Here is a 16,380-nt window from a genome sequence, read left to right on the forward strand (position 1 = left end):
CATTAGGAATGGTTGATCGATTGCACGCTCTGGCTCTGGGATGTACGTATCAAGCGCTTCAACAAGCTTCTTAACAGCAGTTGTACCCAACTCGTTGTCATCTTCGCCGTTCAATGCCATCAAAGCAGAACCAGGAATGATTGGAGTGTCGTCACCAGGGAATTCGTATTGATCTAGAAGCTCACGAAGCTCCATTTCAACCAACTCAAGCATTTCGTTGTATTCTTCAGTACCTGCACCGCCACAGTCTTCAGCAAGAAGATCTGCTTTGTTCAAGAATACTACGATGTATGGAACACCAACCTGACGAGAAAGAAGGATGTGCTCACGAGTCTGAGGCATTGGACCGTCAGTCGCACCACATACTAGGATCGCGCCGTCCATTTGAGCAGCACCAGTGATCATGTTTTTCACGTAGTCCGCGTGTCCAGGACAGTCAACGTGCGCGTAGTGACGATCGTTTGAATCGTACTCTACGTGTGACGTTGCGATTGTAATACCACGCTCACGTTCTTCTGGAGCGTTATCGATGTTAGCGAAGTCTACCTTCTCACCACCGAATACTTCTGCACATACACGAGTAAGTGCTGCTGTTAGTGTTGTTTTGCCGTGATCAACGTGGCCAATTGTTCCAACGTTAACGTGCGGCTTACTTCTTTCAAACTTTTCTTTTGCCACGGTAATTCCCCTTAGCGTTTAAAGGTTAGTACTTGTTAATAATAACTTCTGCGATGTTTGATGGCGCTTCTGCGTATTTCAAAAACTCCATCGCGTATGTTGCACGGCCTTGCGTCGCAGACCGTAGATCTGTCGCATAACCAAACATTTCTGACAAAGGCACCTCGGCATTGACAACCTTACCTGAAGGACCCTCTTCCATTCCGGAAATAATCCCTCGACGACGGTTAAGATCACCAACAACGTCACCCATGTTTTCTTCCGGCGTCACAACTTCAACTTTCATCATTGGCTCGAGCAGCACTGCACCACCCTCTTCCGCCAACTTTCTAGTTGCCATGCCACCGGCAATTTTGAACGCCATTTCGTTAGAGTCGACATCATGATACGACCCATCGTAAAGCGTTGCTTTAAGACCAAGCAAAGGGTAGCCAGCTAGGACACCATTTTGCATTTGCTCTTCAATACCTTTCTCGACTGCAGGTATGTATTCCTTCGGAACAACACCTCCCACAACCTCATTAATAAACTCCAGGCCTTCTTCACCGTCAGTTCGCGGCTCAAACTTAACGCGAACATGACCGTACTGACCTCGACCACCGGACTGTCGTACAAACTTGCCTTCGATATCACAGTGATTTCTAATTGCTTCGCGGTACGCTACCTGAGGCTTACCAATGTTTGCCTCAACACCGAACTCACGCTTCATTCGATCGACGATAATATCAAGGTGTAGCTCACCCATACCGGAGATAATCGTCTGACCGGTTTCCTCATCAGTCTTAACTCTGAACGACGGATCTTCTTGCGCCAACTTACCGAGCGCCACACCCATCTTCTCTTGATCTGGCTGAGAACGTGGCTCTACAGCAACCGAAATAACGGGCTCTGGAAAATCCATACGCTCCAAAGTAATTCGGTTCTTTGGATCCTGGTCACACAAGGTCTCGCCAGTTGTGACATCTTTAAGACCGATAGCGGCTGCAATATCCCCAGCAAGAACTTCTTTAATCTCTTGACGATCATTTGAATGCATTTGCACCATACGACCAATACGCTCTCTCTTACCCTTGACCGGGTTCCAGACAGCATCGCCCGTCTCAAGCTTTCCAGAATACACACGGAAAAATGTCAATGTTCCAACGAACGGATCGGTCGCAATTTTGAATGCAAGTGCAGCAAATGGCTCGTCATCGCTCGCATTACGCGGCTCTATTTCACCATTCTCAAGTTCACCTTCGATTGCCTTAACCTCAGTCGGTGCTGGCAAATATTCAACAACCGCGTCAAGAACGGCTTGAACACCTTTATTCTTAAAAGCAGAACCGCCCAAGACAGGCACAATCTCATTTGCCAAGGTGCGTCGACGAATACCATCCTTGACTTGCTCTTCAGACAACTCGCCCTCTTCTAAATACAACTCCATGTATTCGTCAGACGCTTCAGCGGCGGCCTCAACGAGAGCTTCGCGGTACAACTCACAATCATCAAGCATGTCAGCTGGAATGTCTTGGTAATCAAAGGTCATCCCTTGATCAGACTCATTCCAAATGATGGCTTTCATTTTTACGAGATCAACGACGCCCTTGAACTCATCTTCAGCACCAATCGTTAACTGAAGCGGGACAGGGTTAGCACCAAGACGATCTTTTAATTGATCCACGACCGACAAATAGTCAGCACCGGTACGATCCATTTTATTTACAAATACCATGCGAGGAACTTGGTATTTGTTGGCTTGACGCCATACGGTCTCTGTTTGCGGCTGCACACCAGACGAGCCACACAACACAACCACAGCACCATCCAATACTCGCAAAGAACGCTCTACCTCAATGGTAAAGTCAACGTGCCCCGGCGTATCAATGATATTAATTCTGAACTGATCGAATTGCTGACGCATACCCGACCAAAAACACGTAGTTGCCGCAGAAGTAATGGTAATGCCGCGCTCTTGTTCCTGCTCCATCCAATCCATGGTAGCTGCACCATCGTGCACCTCACCAATCTTATGAGATAGGCCTGTATAGAATAGAATGCGCTCGGTTGTCGTCGTCTTACCCGCATCAACGTGCGCAACGATCCCGATATTTCTGTAACGGTCTATAGGCGTTTTACGTGCCACTTAACTTTCCTCGTTAATCGCAACAAGCCTGCATATAGCAGGCTTGTTGTTGTACTAAAACGAAAATTTGTTTTAGAAACGGTAGTGCGAAAATGCTTTGTTCGCTTCCGCCATACGGTGTACGTCTTCACGCTTCTTAACCGCTGCACCTTTACCTTCCGCAGCATCAAGAATTTCACCTGCAAGACGTAGAGCCATAGACTTCTCACCACGCTTACGTGAGTACTCTACTAACCAACGCATTGCCAACGCCATTTGGCGAGCCGGACGAACTTCGACTGGAACTTGATAGGTTGCACCACCAACACGACGCGACTTAACCTCAACCATTGGCTGAATCGACTCTAGTGCTTTATCGAAAAGCTCCATAGCGTCTTGATTAGATTTGCTAGCTACTGTGTCTAGCGCATCGTATACAATTTTTTCTGCCACTGCTTTTTTACCATGAACCATTACGTGGTTAATGAACTTAGCTAGCAGCTGACTTCCAAACTTAGGATCTGGAAGGATCTCGCGTTTCGCGACAACTCTTCTTCTTGGCATGATAAGCCCTCTATTACATCTAAGGTCTTCAGGTAATTCAGGATAGACCTGACCTTACTCTTACCCCTTAAAATTAAGTTTAAAACAAAGATTACCCTTTAGGACGCTTAGCACCGTACTTCGAACGACCCTGACGACGATCTGCAACGCCAGATGTATCCAAACTACCGCGAACAGTGTGATAACGAACACCCGGAAGGTCTTTAACACGACCACCACGGATAAGAACAACACTGTGCTCCTGAAGGTTGTGGCCTTCACCACCAATGTATGATGTTACTTCGTAGCCGTTTGTTAAACGTACACGACATACTTTACGCAAAGCCGAGTTAGGCTTTTTAGGCGTAGTCGTATAAACACGAGTACAAACACCACGACGCTGCGGACAAGCCTGCAACGCGGGAACGTCACTTTTAGCGACGACACGCTTTCTAGGCTTACGCACCAACTGATTAATAGTTGCCATGCAAGCAAACTCCAATTTTATCTATCAAATTCCCACCCTAAAATAGGGTGCTCTCAAGTCGAGGGGCGCAAGTCTAATTACGCCCCAGCATAGTGTCAAGAAATTTGGTTTATTTTTAACCACATTCCACAACACTATTTATGACGCACTTTATAGCGCGTCATTTTCCTTGTTTAGCTCTGCGCTTAGCGCCTCTACAACATCTTGTGCAGAAACACCTAAGCCGTCTTCTAAACCAGAACCTTTAGTCTTCTTAGCCTTACGTTCAGCATGGTATGCCAAACCAGTACCAGCTGGGATAAGACGACCAACAACAACGTTCTCTTTAAGACCTCGTAAGAAGTCACGTTTACCAGTCACAGCACCTTCAGTAAGTACACGTGTTGTTTCCTGGAACGATGCAGCTGAGATAAATGACTCAGTAGCAAGCGACGCTTTAGTAATACCTAGCAACTGACGCTCACATTGTGCTGGCATCTTATCGTTTGCATCAGCTTTTTCGTTCTCTTCAAGGAATTGAACGTATTCAACTTGATCACCTTTGATCAAGTCAGTATCACCTGATTGCGTAACTTCTACTTTACGTAGCATCTGACGAACAATTACTTCGATGTGCTTATCGTTAATCACAACGCCCTGCAGACGGTATACGTCTTGCACTTCGTTTGTAATGTACTTAGCAAGCTCAACAACACCTAGAAGACGCAAAATGTCGTGTGGATTTGATGGGCCATCAGAGATCACCTCACCCTTCTCTACACTTTCACCTTCAAACACGTTCATTTGACGATGCTTTGGAATCAATGCTTCATAAGCATCAGATCCGTCTTTAGGTGTTATAACAAGACGCTTCTTACCCTTGGTCTCTTTACCAAAGCTAACCACACCTGAAATCTCAGCAAGAATCGACGATTCTTTTGGCTTACGCGCTTCGAACAAGTCTGCTACGCGCGGTAGACCACCCGTGATGTCACGCGTCTTCGATGATTCCTGAGGAATACGAGCAATGATCTCACCTTGTGTTACTTGATCACCGTCACGCAAAGTCAAACTTGCATTCGCTGGCAAGAACACCTGGAATGGGGTTTCAGTCCCGTCTAGGAATACTGGATTTCCTTTCTCATCAACCAATTGAACCATCGGACGAACATCTTTACCTGATGACGGACGATCTTTTGGATCAATAATCTCTATATTAGATAAGCCAGTTAACTCATCAGTTTGGGTACGAACGGTAATACCTTCTTCCATACCAACAAACTGCGCTTTACCTGCTTGCTCTGTAATGATTGGGTGTGAGTGCGGATCCCACTTAGCTACCACTTGACCAGCATCAACGGTATCGCCGTCTTTCACAGTCAACACAGCACCGTAAGGAAGCTTATAGAACTCACGCTCACGGCCATGTTCATCCGCAACAGAAAGTGCAGAAGAACGTGAGGTAACAACTAAGTTGCCATCGGTACGTTCAATACTCTTCATGTTATTAAGACGTACAGAACCGCCGTGTTTAACCTGAATATTGTCTACTGCAGAAGCTCGCGATGCAGCACCACCGATGTGGAACGTACGCATCGTTAACTGCGTACCTGGCTCGCCAATCGATTGAGCAGCGATAACACCTACCGCCTCACCGCGGTTAACGACGTGACCACGAGCGAGATCGCGACCGTAACACTTCGCACAAATACCATGGCGAGTATCACATGTAATTGCAGAGCGAACCCAAACCTCATCAACACCTGCAGATTCAAGAAGATCAATTTGCTTCTCGTCCAAGAAAGTGCCGCGCGGCATAACTACATCTTCGTCATTACCTGGAGCAAAAACATCCTTCGCAGTGATTCGACCAAGAACACGATCACCAAGTGGCACAACAACGTCGCCACCTTCGATCATTGGCGTCATCAATAGACCTTCTTCAGTACCACAATCATCTTCAGTAACAACAAGGTCTTGAGCAACATCTACAAGACGACGTGTTAAGTAACCAGAGTTCGCTGTTTTCAGTGCAGTATCGGCAAGACCCTTACGTGCACCGTGCGTTGAGATAAAGTACTGAAGTACGTTTAGACCTTCACGGAAATTAGCCGTAATTGGTGTCTCGATGATCGAACCATCTGGTTTCGCCATCAAGCCACGCATACCTGCTAGCTGACGAATCTGCGCTGCAGAACCACGAGCACCGGAGTCGGCCATCATAAATACTGAGTTAAACGAATCTTGCTGAACCGTATTACCTTCACGGTCAACAACATCATCTTTACCTAAGGTATCCATCATCGCTTTTGCTACCTTATCGTTAGCACGCGACCAAATATCGATAACCTTGTTGTACTTCTCACCGTGCGTTAAAAGACCCGATGCGAATTGATTCTCGATTTCTTTTACTTCAGCGGTCGCTGCATCAATAATCCCTTCTTTCTCATCAGGAATTACAAAGTCATTTACACCGATTGATGAGCCAGAGTATGTCGCCTGAGAGAAACCTAGGTACATCAATTGGTCAGCAAAGATAACGGTGTCTTTAAGACCACAATTACGATATGCAAAGTTGATCAATTTAGAGATCGCCTTCTTAACCATTGGCTGGTTAACCAATGAGAAAGGCAAACCTTTCGGAAGAATTTCAAACAACAAAGCACGGCCTACAGTCGTTTCGACCAATTTGCTCTCGGTAATCAACTGGCCATCGTCATCGAACGTGCTTTCTTCGATACGAACTTTAATCTTCGCCTGCAAGTGAACTTGCTTAGCACCGTATGCACGCTGAACTTCTTTAATGTCCGCGAATACCATGCCTTCACCTTGGGCGTTCACACGATCACGCGTCATGTAGTAAAGACCAAGAACAACGTCCTGTGATGGAACGATAATCGGCTCTCCATTTGCTGGCGACAAGATGTTGTTGGTAGACATCATTAGAGCACGAGCTTCAAGCTGAGCTTCTAAGGTCAATGGAACGTGTACCGCCATTTGGTCACCATCGAAGTCGGCGTTGTATGCCGCACAAACGAGTGGGTGCAACTGAATTGCTTTACCTTCAATCAGAACTGGCTCAAATGCTTGAATACCAAGACGGTGAAGCGTTGGCGCACGATTTAGCATTACAGGGTGCTCGCGAATCACTTCAGCAAGAATATCCCATACTTCTGCCGTTTCACGCTCAACCATTTTCTTAGCAGCTTTGATCGTTGTAGCAAGGCCACGACTTTCTAACTTCGAGAAGATGAATGGTTTGAATAGCTCAAGTGCCATCTTCTTAGGAAGACCACACTGATGAAGTCGCAGGCTAGGACCAACAACGATTACCGAACGACCAGAATAATCTACACGCTTACCAAGAAGGTTTTGACGGAAACGACCTTGCTTACCTTTGATCATGTCAGCAAGAGATTTCAATGGGCGCTTGTTTGAACCCGTAATCGCGCGACCACGACGACCATTATCAAGCAGTGCATCAACAGATTCTTGAAGCATACGCTTCTCGTTACGAACAATGATATCTGGAGCACTTAACTCAAGTAGACGCTTCAAACGGTTGTTACGGTTGATAACTCGACGATACAAGTCGTTCAAATCAGATGTTGCAAAGCGGCCACCGTCAAGTGGTACTAATGGACGCAAATCTGGTGGAAGAACTGGCAATACATCTAACACCATCCACTCGGGCTTGTTGCCTGAACCGTAGAAAGATTCGATAAGCTTAAGACGCTTAGATAGTTTTTTGATCTTAGTTTCTGAATTAGTCGCTGGAATCTCTTCACGCAAACGATCAATTTCAGACTCAAGATTAATATCTTTAAGAAGAGCTTGGATTGCTTCCGCACCCATTTTAGCATCGAACTCGTCACCGAATTCTTCTAGCGCTTCGTAATACTGCTCATCAGAAAGCAACTGACCACGCTCAAGCGTACTCATGCCTGGATCAATAACAATAAACGATTCAAAGTAGAGAACGCGTTCGATATCACGAAGAGTCATATCTAAAAGCATGCCGATACGTGATGGCAAAGACTTCAAGAACCAAATGTGTGCAACTGGGCTAGCTAGTTCGATGTGACCCATACGATCACGACGCACATTCGCCAACGCGACTTCTACACCACACTTCTCACAGATAACGCCACGATGCTTAAGGCGCTTATATTTTCCACAAAGACATTCGTAGTCTTTGATTGGGCCAAAAATTTTCGCACAGAATAGACCATCACGCTCAGGCTTGAACGTACGGTAGTTGATGGTTTCCGGCTTCTTAACTTCACCATATGACCACGAACGAATCATTTCAGGTGACGACAAACCAATACGAATCGAATCAAATTCTTGAGAGTCGTTTTGGTTTTTCAACAAATTTAATAAATCTTTCATCGCTTGCTCCGGTAGGAGTTATTGTTTGCGGGCTTCATATTTGAATCAGCCCGCGACGCTAATCATTGGGTTATCGACTGACTACTCAGATTCCAACTCGATATCTATACCCAATGAGCGAATTTCTTTGACCAATACGTTGAAGGACTCTGGCATGCCAGGCTCCATACGATGATCGCCATCAACAATGTTTTTGTACATCTTAGTACGACCGTTCACGTCATCCGACTTAACGGTAAGCATTTCCTGCAAGGTATATGCAGCACCATATGCTTCAAGTGCCCATACTTCCATCTCACCGAATCGCTGACCACCAAACTGAGCCTTACCGCCCAATGGCTGCTGCGTAACAAGACTGTATGAACCAGTTGAACGCGCGTGCATCTTGTCGTCAACCAGGTGGTTCAATTTCAGCATGTACATATAACCGACCGTTACAGGGCGATCAAATGCGTCACCAGTACGTCCGTCATACAAAACTGTTTGTCCGCTGTCATCAAGATCAGCTAAACGAAGTAGCTCTTTGATTTCAGACTCTTTCGCGCCATCGAATGCTGGAGTTGCCATAGGAACACCACCGCGAAGGTTGTTCGCCAACTCTAGAATCTCTTTATCAGAGAAGCTGTCTAGCTCTTCTTTCTTGCTTGCAACACCGTTGTAGATTTCACCCAACAAGCCTCGAACTTCGGCGACTTCTTTTTGCTGCTTGATCATAGTATCGATCTTTTGACCAAGACCTTTGGCTGCTGCACCTAAGTGAGTTTCCAAAACCTGACCAACGTTCATACGCGACGGTACACCTAGCGGGTTAAGAACGATATCGACAGGATTACCAAACTCATCGTATGGCATATCTTCAACAGGCATGATGACCGAGATAACACCTTTGTTACCATGACGGCCAGCCATTTTATCACCAGGCTGGATGCGACGTTTAATCGCAACATAAACCTTAACGATCTTGAGTACGCCAGGCGCCAAATCATCACCCGTTTGAAGCTTGCGTTTCTTCACTTCAAAACGCTCTTCGTGCTCTTTCTTACGCTCTTCAAGAGATGCTTCCGCCTTCTCAAGAAGTTCGTTCAAATCGTCATCAGCCAAACGGATCTTAAACCAATCTGACGCTTCAAGGGCTGCCAAATAATCTTGAGAAAGCGTATCGCCCTTCTTAAGACCTGGAGCAGACACAATTGCCTGACCATCTAATGCAGCAGTGAGACGTTCATACGTTGCACCCAACAAGATACGATACTCATCTTTAAGATCCTTACGGAACTTATCAAGCTGTGAGTTTTCGATATCAAGTGCACGCTGATCTTTCTCAACGCCATCACGCGTAAATACCTGAACATCGATAACCGTACCGCGCGTTCCGGTGGATACACGCAATGACGTATCTTTTACGTCTGATGCTTTTTCACCAAAGATCGCACGTAGCAACTTCTCTTCAGGAGTTAATTGCGTTTCACCTTTTGGCGTCACCTTACCAACTAGGATGTCGCCCGGGCCAACCTCAGCACCGATATAAACAATGCCTGATTCATCTAATTTAGATAACGCACTTTCACCAACATTTGGAATATCAGCAGAAATCTCTTCACTACCCAACTTCGTGTCACGCGCAACACACGTTAACTCTTGAATGTGGATAGTTGTGAAGCGATCTTCTTGGACAACTCGCTCAGATACTAGAATCGAGTCTTCGAAGTTGTAACCGTTCCAAGGCATGAATGCGATACGCATATTCTGACCTAGCGCCAGCTCACCCATATCTACTGAAGGGCCGTCTGCCATCACGTCACCACGCGCAACAGAGTCACCTTGACGCACAAGTGGCTTTTGATTGATGCAAGTATTTTGGTTAGAACGTACATACTTAGTTAGGTTGTAGATATCTACGCCTGCGTCGCCCGCGTCTACCTCGTCATCATGAACCCGAACAACGATACGACCAGCGTCAACGCTCTCAATAACACCGCCACGATCAGCCACGACACAAACACCTGAGTCTTGCGCCACGATGCGCTCGATACCGGTACCAACAAGAGGCTTATCTGAACGTAATGTAGGAACTGCCTGACGCTGCATGTTCGATCCCATCAATGCACGGTTCGCATCATCGTGCTCTAAGAATGGGATAAGTGATGCCGCAACAGATACAACCTGACGTGGTGACACGTCCATGTAATTAACTTTTTCTGGAGGCATTACTGTGGTTTCGTTCTTATGACGAACAGTTACCAATTCTTCTGTAAGGTTATTTCCATCATCAACAACAGCGCTTGCCTGTGCGATAACATAACCACTTTCTTCGATTGCAGATAAGTATTCGATTTCGTCGGTAACATGACCATCAACAACTTTACGATAAGGCGACTCAAGGAAACCATATGAGTTAGTACGCGCATAAGTTGCTAACGAGTTGATCAAACCGATGTTCGGACCTTCAGGCGTTTCGATTGGACAAACACGACCATAGTGAGTCGGGTGTACGTCACGTACTTCGAATCCTGCACGCTCACGCGTCAAACCACCTGGGCCAAGCGCAGAGACACGACGCTTATGCGTTACCTCAGATAGAGGGTTGTTTTGGTCCATGAACTGAGACAACTGGCTAGAACCAAAGAACTCTTTGACTGCTGCAGCAACTGGTTTTGCATTAATTAAATCTTGTGGCATCAAGCCATCAGACTCAGCCATGCTCAAGCGCTCACGTACAGCTCGCTCAACACGCACAAGACCTACGCGGAATTGGTTTTCAGCCATTTCACCAACAGAACGGATACGTCGGTTACCAAGGTGATCGATATCATCAACTTCGCCTTTACCATTACGAATGTCGATCAAGGTACGCAACACATCGATGATATCTTGATTATCAAGAACGCCTTCGCCCGTCTCTTCAGCTCTCCCAAGACGACGATTGAACTTCATACGGCCAACTGCCGAAAGATCATAGCGCTCAGATGTAAAGAACAGGTTACCGAATAAATTCTCAGCAGACTCTTTAGTCGGTGGCTCGCCTGGGCGCATCATACGATAGATTTCTACCAAGGCTTCTAATTGAGTATTCGTAGGGTCAATACGCAAGGTATCAGAGATAAACGAGCCACAATCAAGTTCGTTAGTGTAAAGCGTCTCAATGCTTTCGATACCCGCCGCAACTAATGCATCAACGACTTCTTCTGTAATTTCTGTATTACAGCTAGCAACTAGCTCACCAGTATCTTCATTGATGATATCTTTCGCTAATACCTTGCCGTATAGGTATTCTTTAGGAACTTCAAGCGCGCCGCCTAATTTCTCAAGCTTACGAATTTGCTTGGCGTTAACTCGACGCCCTTCTTCAACAATCACTTCACCGTCAGGATCTTTGATGTCAAACGTTGCGATTTCGCCACGCAAACGTGAAGGAACAAGTTCGAGTTTGAAGCTGTCTGCTGACAATTCAAAACGACCAGTGTCGAAGAACATATCCAAGATCTCTTGCGAGCTTAGACCTAGAGCACGCATCAAGATTGTTGCTGGAAGCTTACGACGACGGTCAATACGAACGAACACGTTGTCATTTGGATCGAATTCGAAGTCTAACCAAGAACCACGATATGGAATCACTCGAGCACTATGAAGCAACTTGCCTGATGAGTGAGTTTTACCTTTATCGTGATCGAAGAACACACCCGGAGAACGGTGTAACTGAGAAACAATTACACGCTCAGTACCGTTTACAACGAATGTACCGTTATCGGTCATCAAAGGCATTTCGCCCATGTAAACTTCTTGTTCTTTGATGTCTTTAATCGCGCGATTTGAAGACTCTTTGTCATAAATGATTAAACGAACTTTAACTCGTAGAGGAGCAGCGTAAGTCACGCCACGCAAAATACACTCTTTAACGTCAAACGCCGGCTCACCAAGACGATAGCTTACGTATTCCAATGCAGCGTTGCCGGAAAAACTAACAATCGGAAAAACAGACTTAAACGCTGCGTGCAAGCCAAGATCATCGCGCCCTGCAGCCTCAACGCCTTCCTGTAGAAAGCTTCTATAAGAGTCTATTTGAATAGACAGAAGATATGGCACATCCATTACAGTCGGCAAAGTGCCGAATTCTTTACGAATACGCTTTTTCTCTGTATACGAGTAGGTCATCTGTATTCCCCAGTTATGACAAAAGGTCTGAAATCTAACTAACAATGAAACTTCGTGTCGGCATCATTTGCTAGTGCAGGGCTTCGCCCTGAAGGTCTCCTAGCACATAGGAGTAATGCTTTCTTTAACAACGGAAAAAGGCCGGGAGTATAAAATACCACCGGCCAGTTCCGTCAGAGGACTAGTGAGCAATTGTTGCTCAAGCCACTATTCAAGGAATAGTTACTTGATTTCAACAGATGCGCCAGCTTCCTCAAGCTCTTTCTTAGCTGCTTCAGCGTCGTCTTTGCTAACGCCTTCTTTAACAGTTGAAGGAGCACCGTCAACCATTGCTTTCGCTTCTTTAAGGCCAAGACCTGTAAGACCGCGAACAGCTTTGATTACGTTAACTTTCTTATCGCCAGCACCAGCTAGGATAACGTCGAATTCAGTTTGCTCAGCTGCTGCTGCGCCGCCTTCTGCTGCTGCTGCTGGAGCTGCTGCTACAGCTGCTGCTGCAGAAACACCAAACTTCTCTTCCATTGCTTCAACAAGCTCGACAACGTCCATTACGCTCATTTCAGCAATTGCATTTAAAATATCGTCTTTAGATAGAGCCATGACTCACATCTCCTAAATAAAATTAATAACCAAAAATAAAATTAGGCTGCTTCTTTCTTCTGATCGCGAACTGCAGCAACTGCACGTGTAACTTTCGAAGGAACTTCGTTGAAAGTACGAGCAAGTTTTGTAATCGGTGCTTGAATAACACCAGCCAACATGGCCAATGCTTGATCGCGCGTTGGCAATTTCGCCAAACGATCGATCTGATCTGCACCTAACAGTTCACCACCAACAGCTAGCGCTTTAATTTCGAATGCTTCTTTCTCTTTAGCGAAGTCTTTCAACAAGCGCGCTGCCGCACCTGGATCTTCAAGAGAGAATGCAAGAATTGTTGGACCAACAAATGCTTCTTGCATACATTCAAATTCAGTACCTTCTACAGCTTTGCGAGCAAGCGTGTTACGAACGATTCGTAAGTAAACGCCTTCTGCACGAGCTTTAGCACGCAAACCAGTCATGTCGTTTGAATCAACGCCATGATAGTCAGCAAGTACTGCGGATAAAGCACCGCCAGCAACCTCGTTGACTTCAGCGACAATCGCTTTTTTGTCTTCGAGTCCAATTGCCATTGGTATTCTCCTCAACAAGGCCGGACAAAAAGCCGGCCAGCCATTTACACCCTTTCGGGCAACCTCTACGGCGTGAGGACACTCATTTAAGAGAGTCACACCGTCTGCGCAGGAAATTAAGCCACTCGATCATTCACGTGACACCTGCGGTCTTGGACCGCCTGGGGCATACACCCCCGACTCCAAATTTTTGCGCCTAAGCGCGCCCCCAAATCTTAGATAGATACAGAAGCTTGATCGATCAATAGACCTGGGCCCATTGTTGAAGAAAGAGTAACTTTCTTCAAATAAACACCTTTAGCTGCTGCAGGCTTAGCCTTCTTAAGGTCGGCCAATAGCGCTTCAAGATTTTGCTTGATTGCATCAGCAGAGAACTCAACATTACCCACGATAGCGTGGATGATGCCGTTCTTGTCAGTACGGTAACGAACCTGACCAGCTTTTGCATTTTTAACAGCAGTCTCTACATCAGGAGTAACTGTGCCAACTTTTGGGTTTGGCATAAGGCCGCGAGGACCAAGAACCTGACCCAACTGACCTACAACACGCATCGCATCTGGAGATGCAACAACTACGTCGAAGTCCAAGTTTCCAGCTTTCACTTGCTCAGCAAGATCATCCATACCGACTACATCAGCGCCTGCATCTTTTGCTTTTTCTGCATTCTCGCCTTGCGTGAACACAGCAACGCGAACCGACTTACCTGTACCATTTGGAAGAACAGTCGAACCACGAACAGCCTGGTCAGATTTACGTGCATCAACACCAAGGTTGACTGATACATCGATTGATTCGTTGAACTTAACTTGAGATGAAAGCTCTGCCAATACCGCAACAGCTTCTTCAACTGAATATGCTTTACCAGCTTCTACTTTCTCAGCGATTAACTTTTGACGTTTAGTTAGCTTTGCCATTAGTTAACACCCTCCGTGTTCAAACCCATGCTACGAGCAGTACCTGCAATGATGCGAACAGCAGCGTCCATATCAGCAGCAGTCAAATCTGGCTCTTTTGTTTTTGCAATTTCTTCCAATTGCGCACGAGTAACAGTTCCAACTTTTTCAGTATTTGGACGGCCACTACCACTCTTGATACCTGCAGCCTTCTTAAGAAGAACAGCCGCTGGCGGAGTTTTCATGATAAAAGTGAAGCTCTTATCATTGTAAACGGTAATAACCACTGGAACTGGAAGACCTGGCTCCATGCTACCAGTCTGAGCATTGAACGCTTTACAGAATTCCATGATGTTCACACCGTGCTGACCTAGAGCAGGACCAACCGGTGGACTTGGGTTTGCTTGACCAGCTGCGATTTGCAACTTGATATAAGCGTCAATTTTCTTAGCCATTTTATCTCCTATGGGTACAAACGCTCTTATCGAGCTCCCCGAACAGACACGAAAAGCCCATCCCGCCTACGCGAAATGAGCATTTGGATATTTATGACCTTAAATTAGATTAGTCTTTCTCGACCTGACTAAACTCAAGATCAACAGGCGTTGAACGCCCAAAAATAAGAACAGCCACTTTAACACGACTCTTCTCATAATCCACTTCTTCAACGACACCATTGAAGTCAGCAAACGGACCGTCGATAACTCGAACAACTTCGCCTGCTTCGAATAATGTTTTCGGACGAGGAGCTTCCGCACCTGTCTCGATTTTTTGCAAGATAGCCTGAGCTTCGCGATCACTAATTGGCACTGGACGTTCAGCCGTACCACCAATAAAACCCATAACTCGAGGCGTTGACTTAACCAAGTGCCACGCTTCATCATCCATATCCATTTGAACAAGCACATAGCCCGGATAGAATTTACGCTCACTCTTACGCTTCTTGCCGTCTCTCATTTCTACCACTTCTTCAGTAGGAACAAGAATATCACCAAATTTCTCTTCTAAGCCTTTAAGCGCCACCTGCTCTTGCAACGAGCGCATAACATGCTTCTCGTATCCAGAATAAGCATGAACAACATACCAAGCCTTAGACATCAATTATCTCCCTACTATCCGATTACCGAAGAAATGACCCAACCAATAAGTGAGTCTACACCCCACAAAACAAGAGCAACAACCAACACAAAAACAACTACCATAAATGTTGTTTGTATAAGCTCAGGGCGCGTCGGCCAGACAACCTTGCGAATTTCAGTCTTCGCTTCGGACACTAGCGCAGAAAACTGCTTACCTTTAGTCGTTTGTAATGCCACCCAACCAGCAACAACAGCAAGAACCAATAACGCGATAACGCGATACAACAACGACTCAGCTGAGAAATAATAGTTACCGACAACACCGGCAGCCACTATGCTTAGCGCAACAATCCACTTTACCGAATCTAACGCTGCGTTCTCTTTTTCAAGCTTTGCATTCATATTGATACTTACTAACTTCTGGCTAAAAAGTGGCAGGCCAGGAGGGAATCGAACCCCCAACCTGCGGTTTTGGAGACCGCTGCTCTGCCAATTGAGCTACTGGCCTAACAAAAGAAGGCAGACAACCCACCTTCTTTTATAATCGAGTATTACTCGATGATTTTCGCTACAACGCCCGCACCTACTGTACGACCGCCTTCTCGAATTGCGAAACGCAAACCTTCTTCCATCGCGATTGGCGCGATCAATTCTGCAGAAAGCTGTACGTTATCGCCAGGCATTACCATTTCAACGCCTTCTGGAAGCTCACATGCACCCGTTACGTCCGTAGTACGGAAGTAGAACTGTGGACGGTAGCCTTTGAAGAATGGCGTGTGACGACCACCTTCATCTTTGCTTAGTACGTATACTTCAGCTTCGAACTTAGTGTGCGGCTTAACAGAACCAGGAACACATAGAACCTGACCACGCTCAACGTCGTCACGCTTAGTACCACGTA

Annotated in this window: 12 protein-coding genes, 1 tRNA gene and 1 pseudogene; all 14 read right to left on the reverse strand. The window is 46.0% G+C overall.

Features of this window, described 5'->3' with window-relative positions:
* The coding region (locus A3738_RS04570; RefSeq protein WP_156503957.1) for a GTP-binding protein at nt 1-678 on the reverse strand (678 nt) is incomplete at its 3' end.
* A 25-nt stretch (nt 679-703) separates the two neighbouring features.
* Entirely contained in the window at nt 704-2,803 is a 2,100-nt protein-coding gene (fusA, locus tag A3738_RS04575; RefSeq protein ID WP_068473061.1) for an elongation factor G, read from the reverse strand.
* A 72-nt stretch (nt 2,804-2,875) separates the two neighbouring features.
* On the reverse strand, nt 2,876-3,346 hold the full coding sequence (gene rpsG / locus A3738_RS04580) for a 30S ribosomal protein S7 (RefSeq protein WP_068473058.1): 471 nt from the start codon (nt 3,344-3,346) through the stop codon (nt 2,876-2,878).
* A gap of 91 nt (nt 3,347-3,437) precedes the next feature.
* Nucleotides 3,438-3,812: a 30S ribosomal protein S12 gene (rpsL, locus tag A3738_RS04585; RefSeq protein ID WP_068456027.1), complete on the reverse strand. Its 375-nt coding sequence runs from the start codon at nt 3,810-3,812 to the stop codon at nt 3,438-3,440.
* 150 nt (nt 3,813-3,962) lie between these two features.
* Nucleotides 3,963-8,183 carry a DNA-directed RNA polymerase subunit beta' gene (gene rpoC, locus A3738_RS04590; protein WP_068473055.1) on the reverse strand — a complete coding sequence of 1,407 codons (4,221 nt, stop codon included), beginning with the start codon at nt 8,181-8,183 and terminating at the stop codon, nt 3,963-3,965.
* 81 nt (nt 8,184-8,264) lie between these two features.
* Nucleotides 8,265-12,335 (reverse strand): DNA-directed RNA polymerase subunit beta, encoded by a 4,071-nt coding sequence (gene rpoB / locus A3738_RS04595; protein WP_068473052.1) that lies wholly within the window; start codon nt 12,333-12,335, stop codon nt 8,265-8,267.
* Nucleotides 12,336-12,557: 222 nt separating this feature from the next.
* A complete protein-coding gene (gene rplL / locus A3738_RS04600) occupies nt 12,558-12,935 on the reverse strand; it encodes a 50S ribosomal protein L7/L12 (RefSeq protein WP_068500995.1) in 378 nt (125 codons plus the stop codon).
* Nucleotides 12,936-12,976: 41 nt separating this feature from the next.
* Entirely contained in the window at nt 12,977-13,507 is a 531-nt protein-coding gene (rplJ, locus tag A3738_RS04605; RefSeq protein ID WP_068473044.1) for a 50S ribosomal protein L10, read from the reverse strand.
* A gap of 215 nt (nt 13,508-13,722) precedes the next feature.
* Entirely contained in the window at nt 13,723-14,421 is a 699-nt protein-coding gene (gene rplA / locus A3738_RS04610) for a 50S ribosomal protein L1 (RefSeq protein WP_068473040.1), read from the reverse strand.
* Nucleotides 14,421-14,855 (reverse strand): 50S ribosomal protein L11, encoded by a 435-nt coding sequence (gene rplK, locus A3738_RS04615; RefSeq protein ID WP_068473037.1) that lies wholly within the window; start codon nt 14,853-14,855, stop codon nt 14,421-14,423. Before rplK ends, rplA begins: the two co-directional genes overlap by 1 nt.
* A gap of 109 nt (nt 14,856-14,964) precedes the next feature.
* Nucleotides 14,965-15,498 (reverse strand): transcription termination/antitermination protein NusG, encoded by a 534-nt coding sequence (nusG, locus tag A3738_RS04620; RefSeq protein ID WP_068473034.1) that lies wholly within the window; start codon nt 15,496-15,498, stop codon nt 14,965-14,967.
* A gap of 14 nt (nt 15,499-15,512) precedes the next feature.
* Nucleotides 15,513-15,881, reverse strand: coding sequence for a preprotein translocase subunit SecE (gene secE / locus A3738_RS04625; RefSeq protein ID WP_068473030.1), 369 nt, complete (start codon nt 15,879-15,881; stop codon nt 15,513-15,515).
* Between the two features lie 30 nt (nt 15,882-15,911).
* Nucleotides 15,912-15,987, reverse strand: a tRNA-Trp gene (locus A3738_RS04630).
* Between the two features lie 43 nt (nt 15,988-16,030).
* Nucleotides 16,031-16,380, reverse strand: a pseudogene (gene tuf / locus A3738_RS04635) (elongation factor Tu); the annotation flags it as partial.

This window comes from Oleiphilus sp. HI0066, assembly GCF_001635725.1.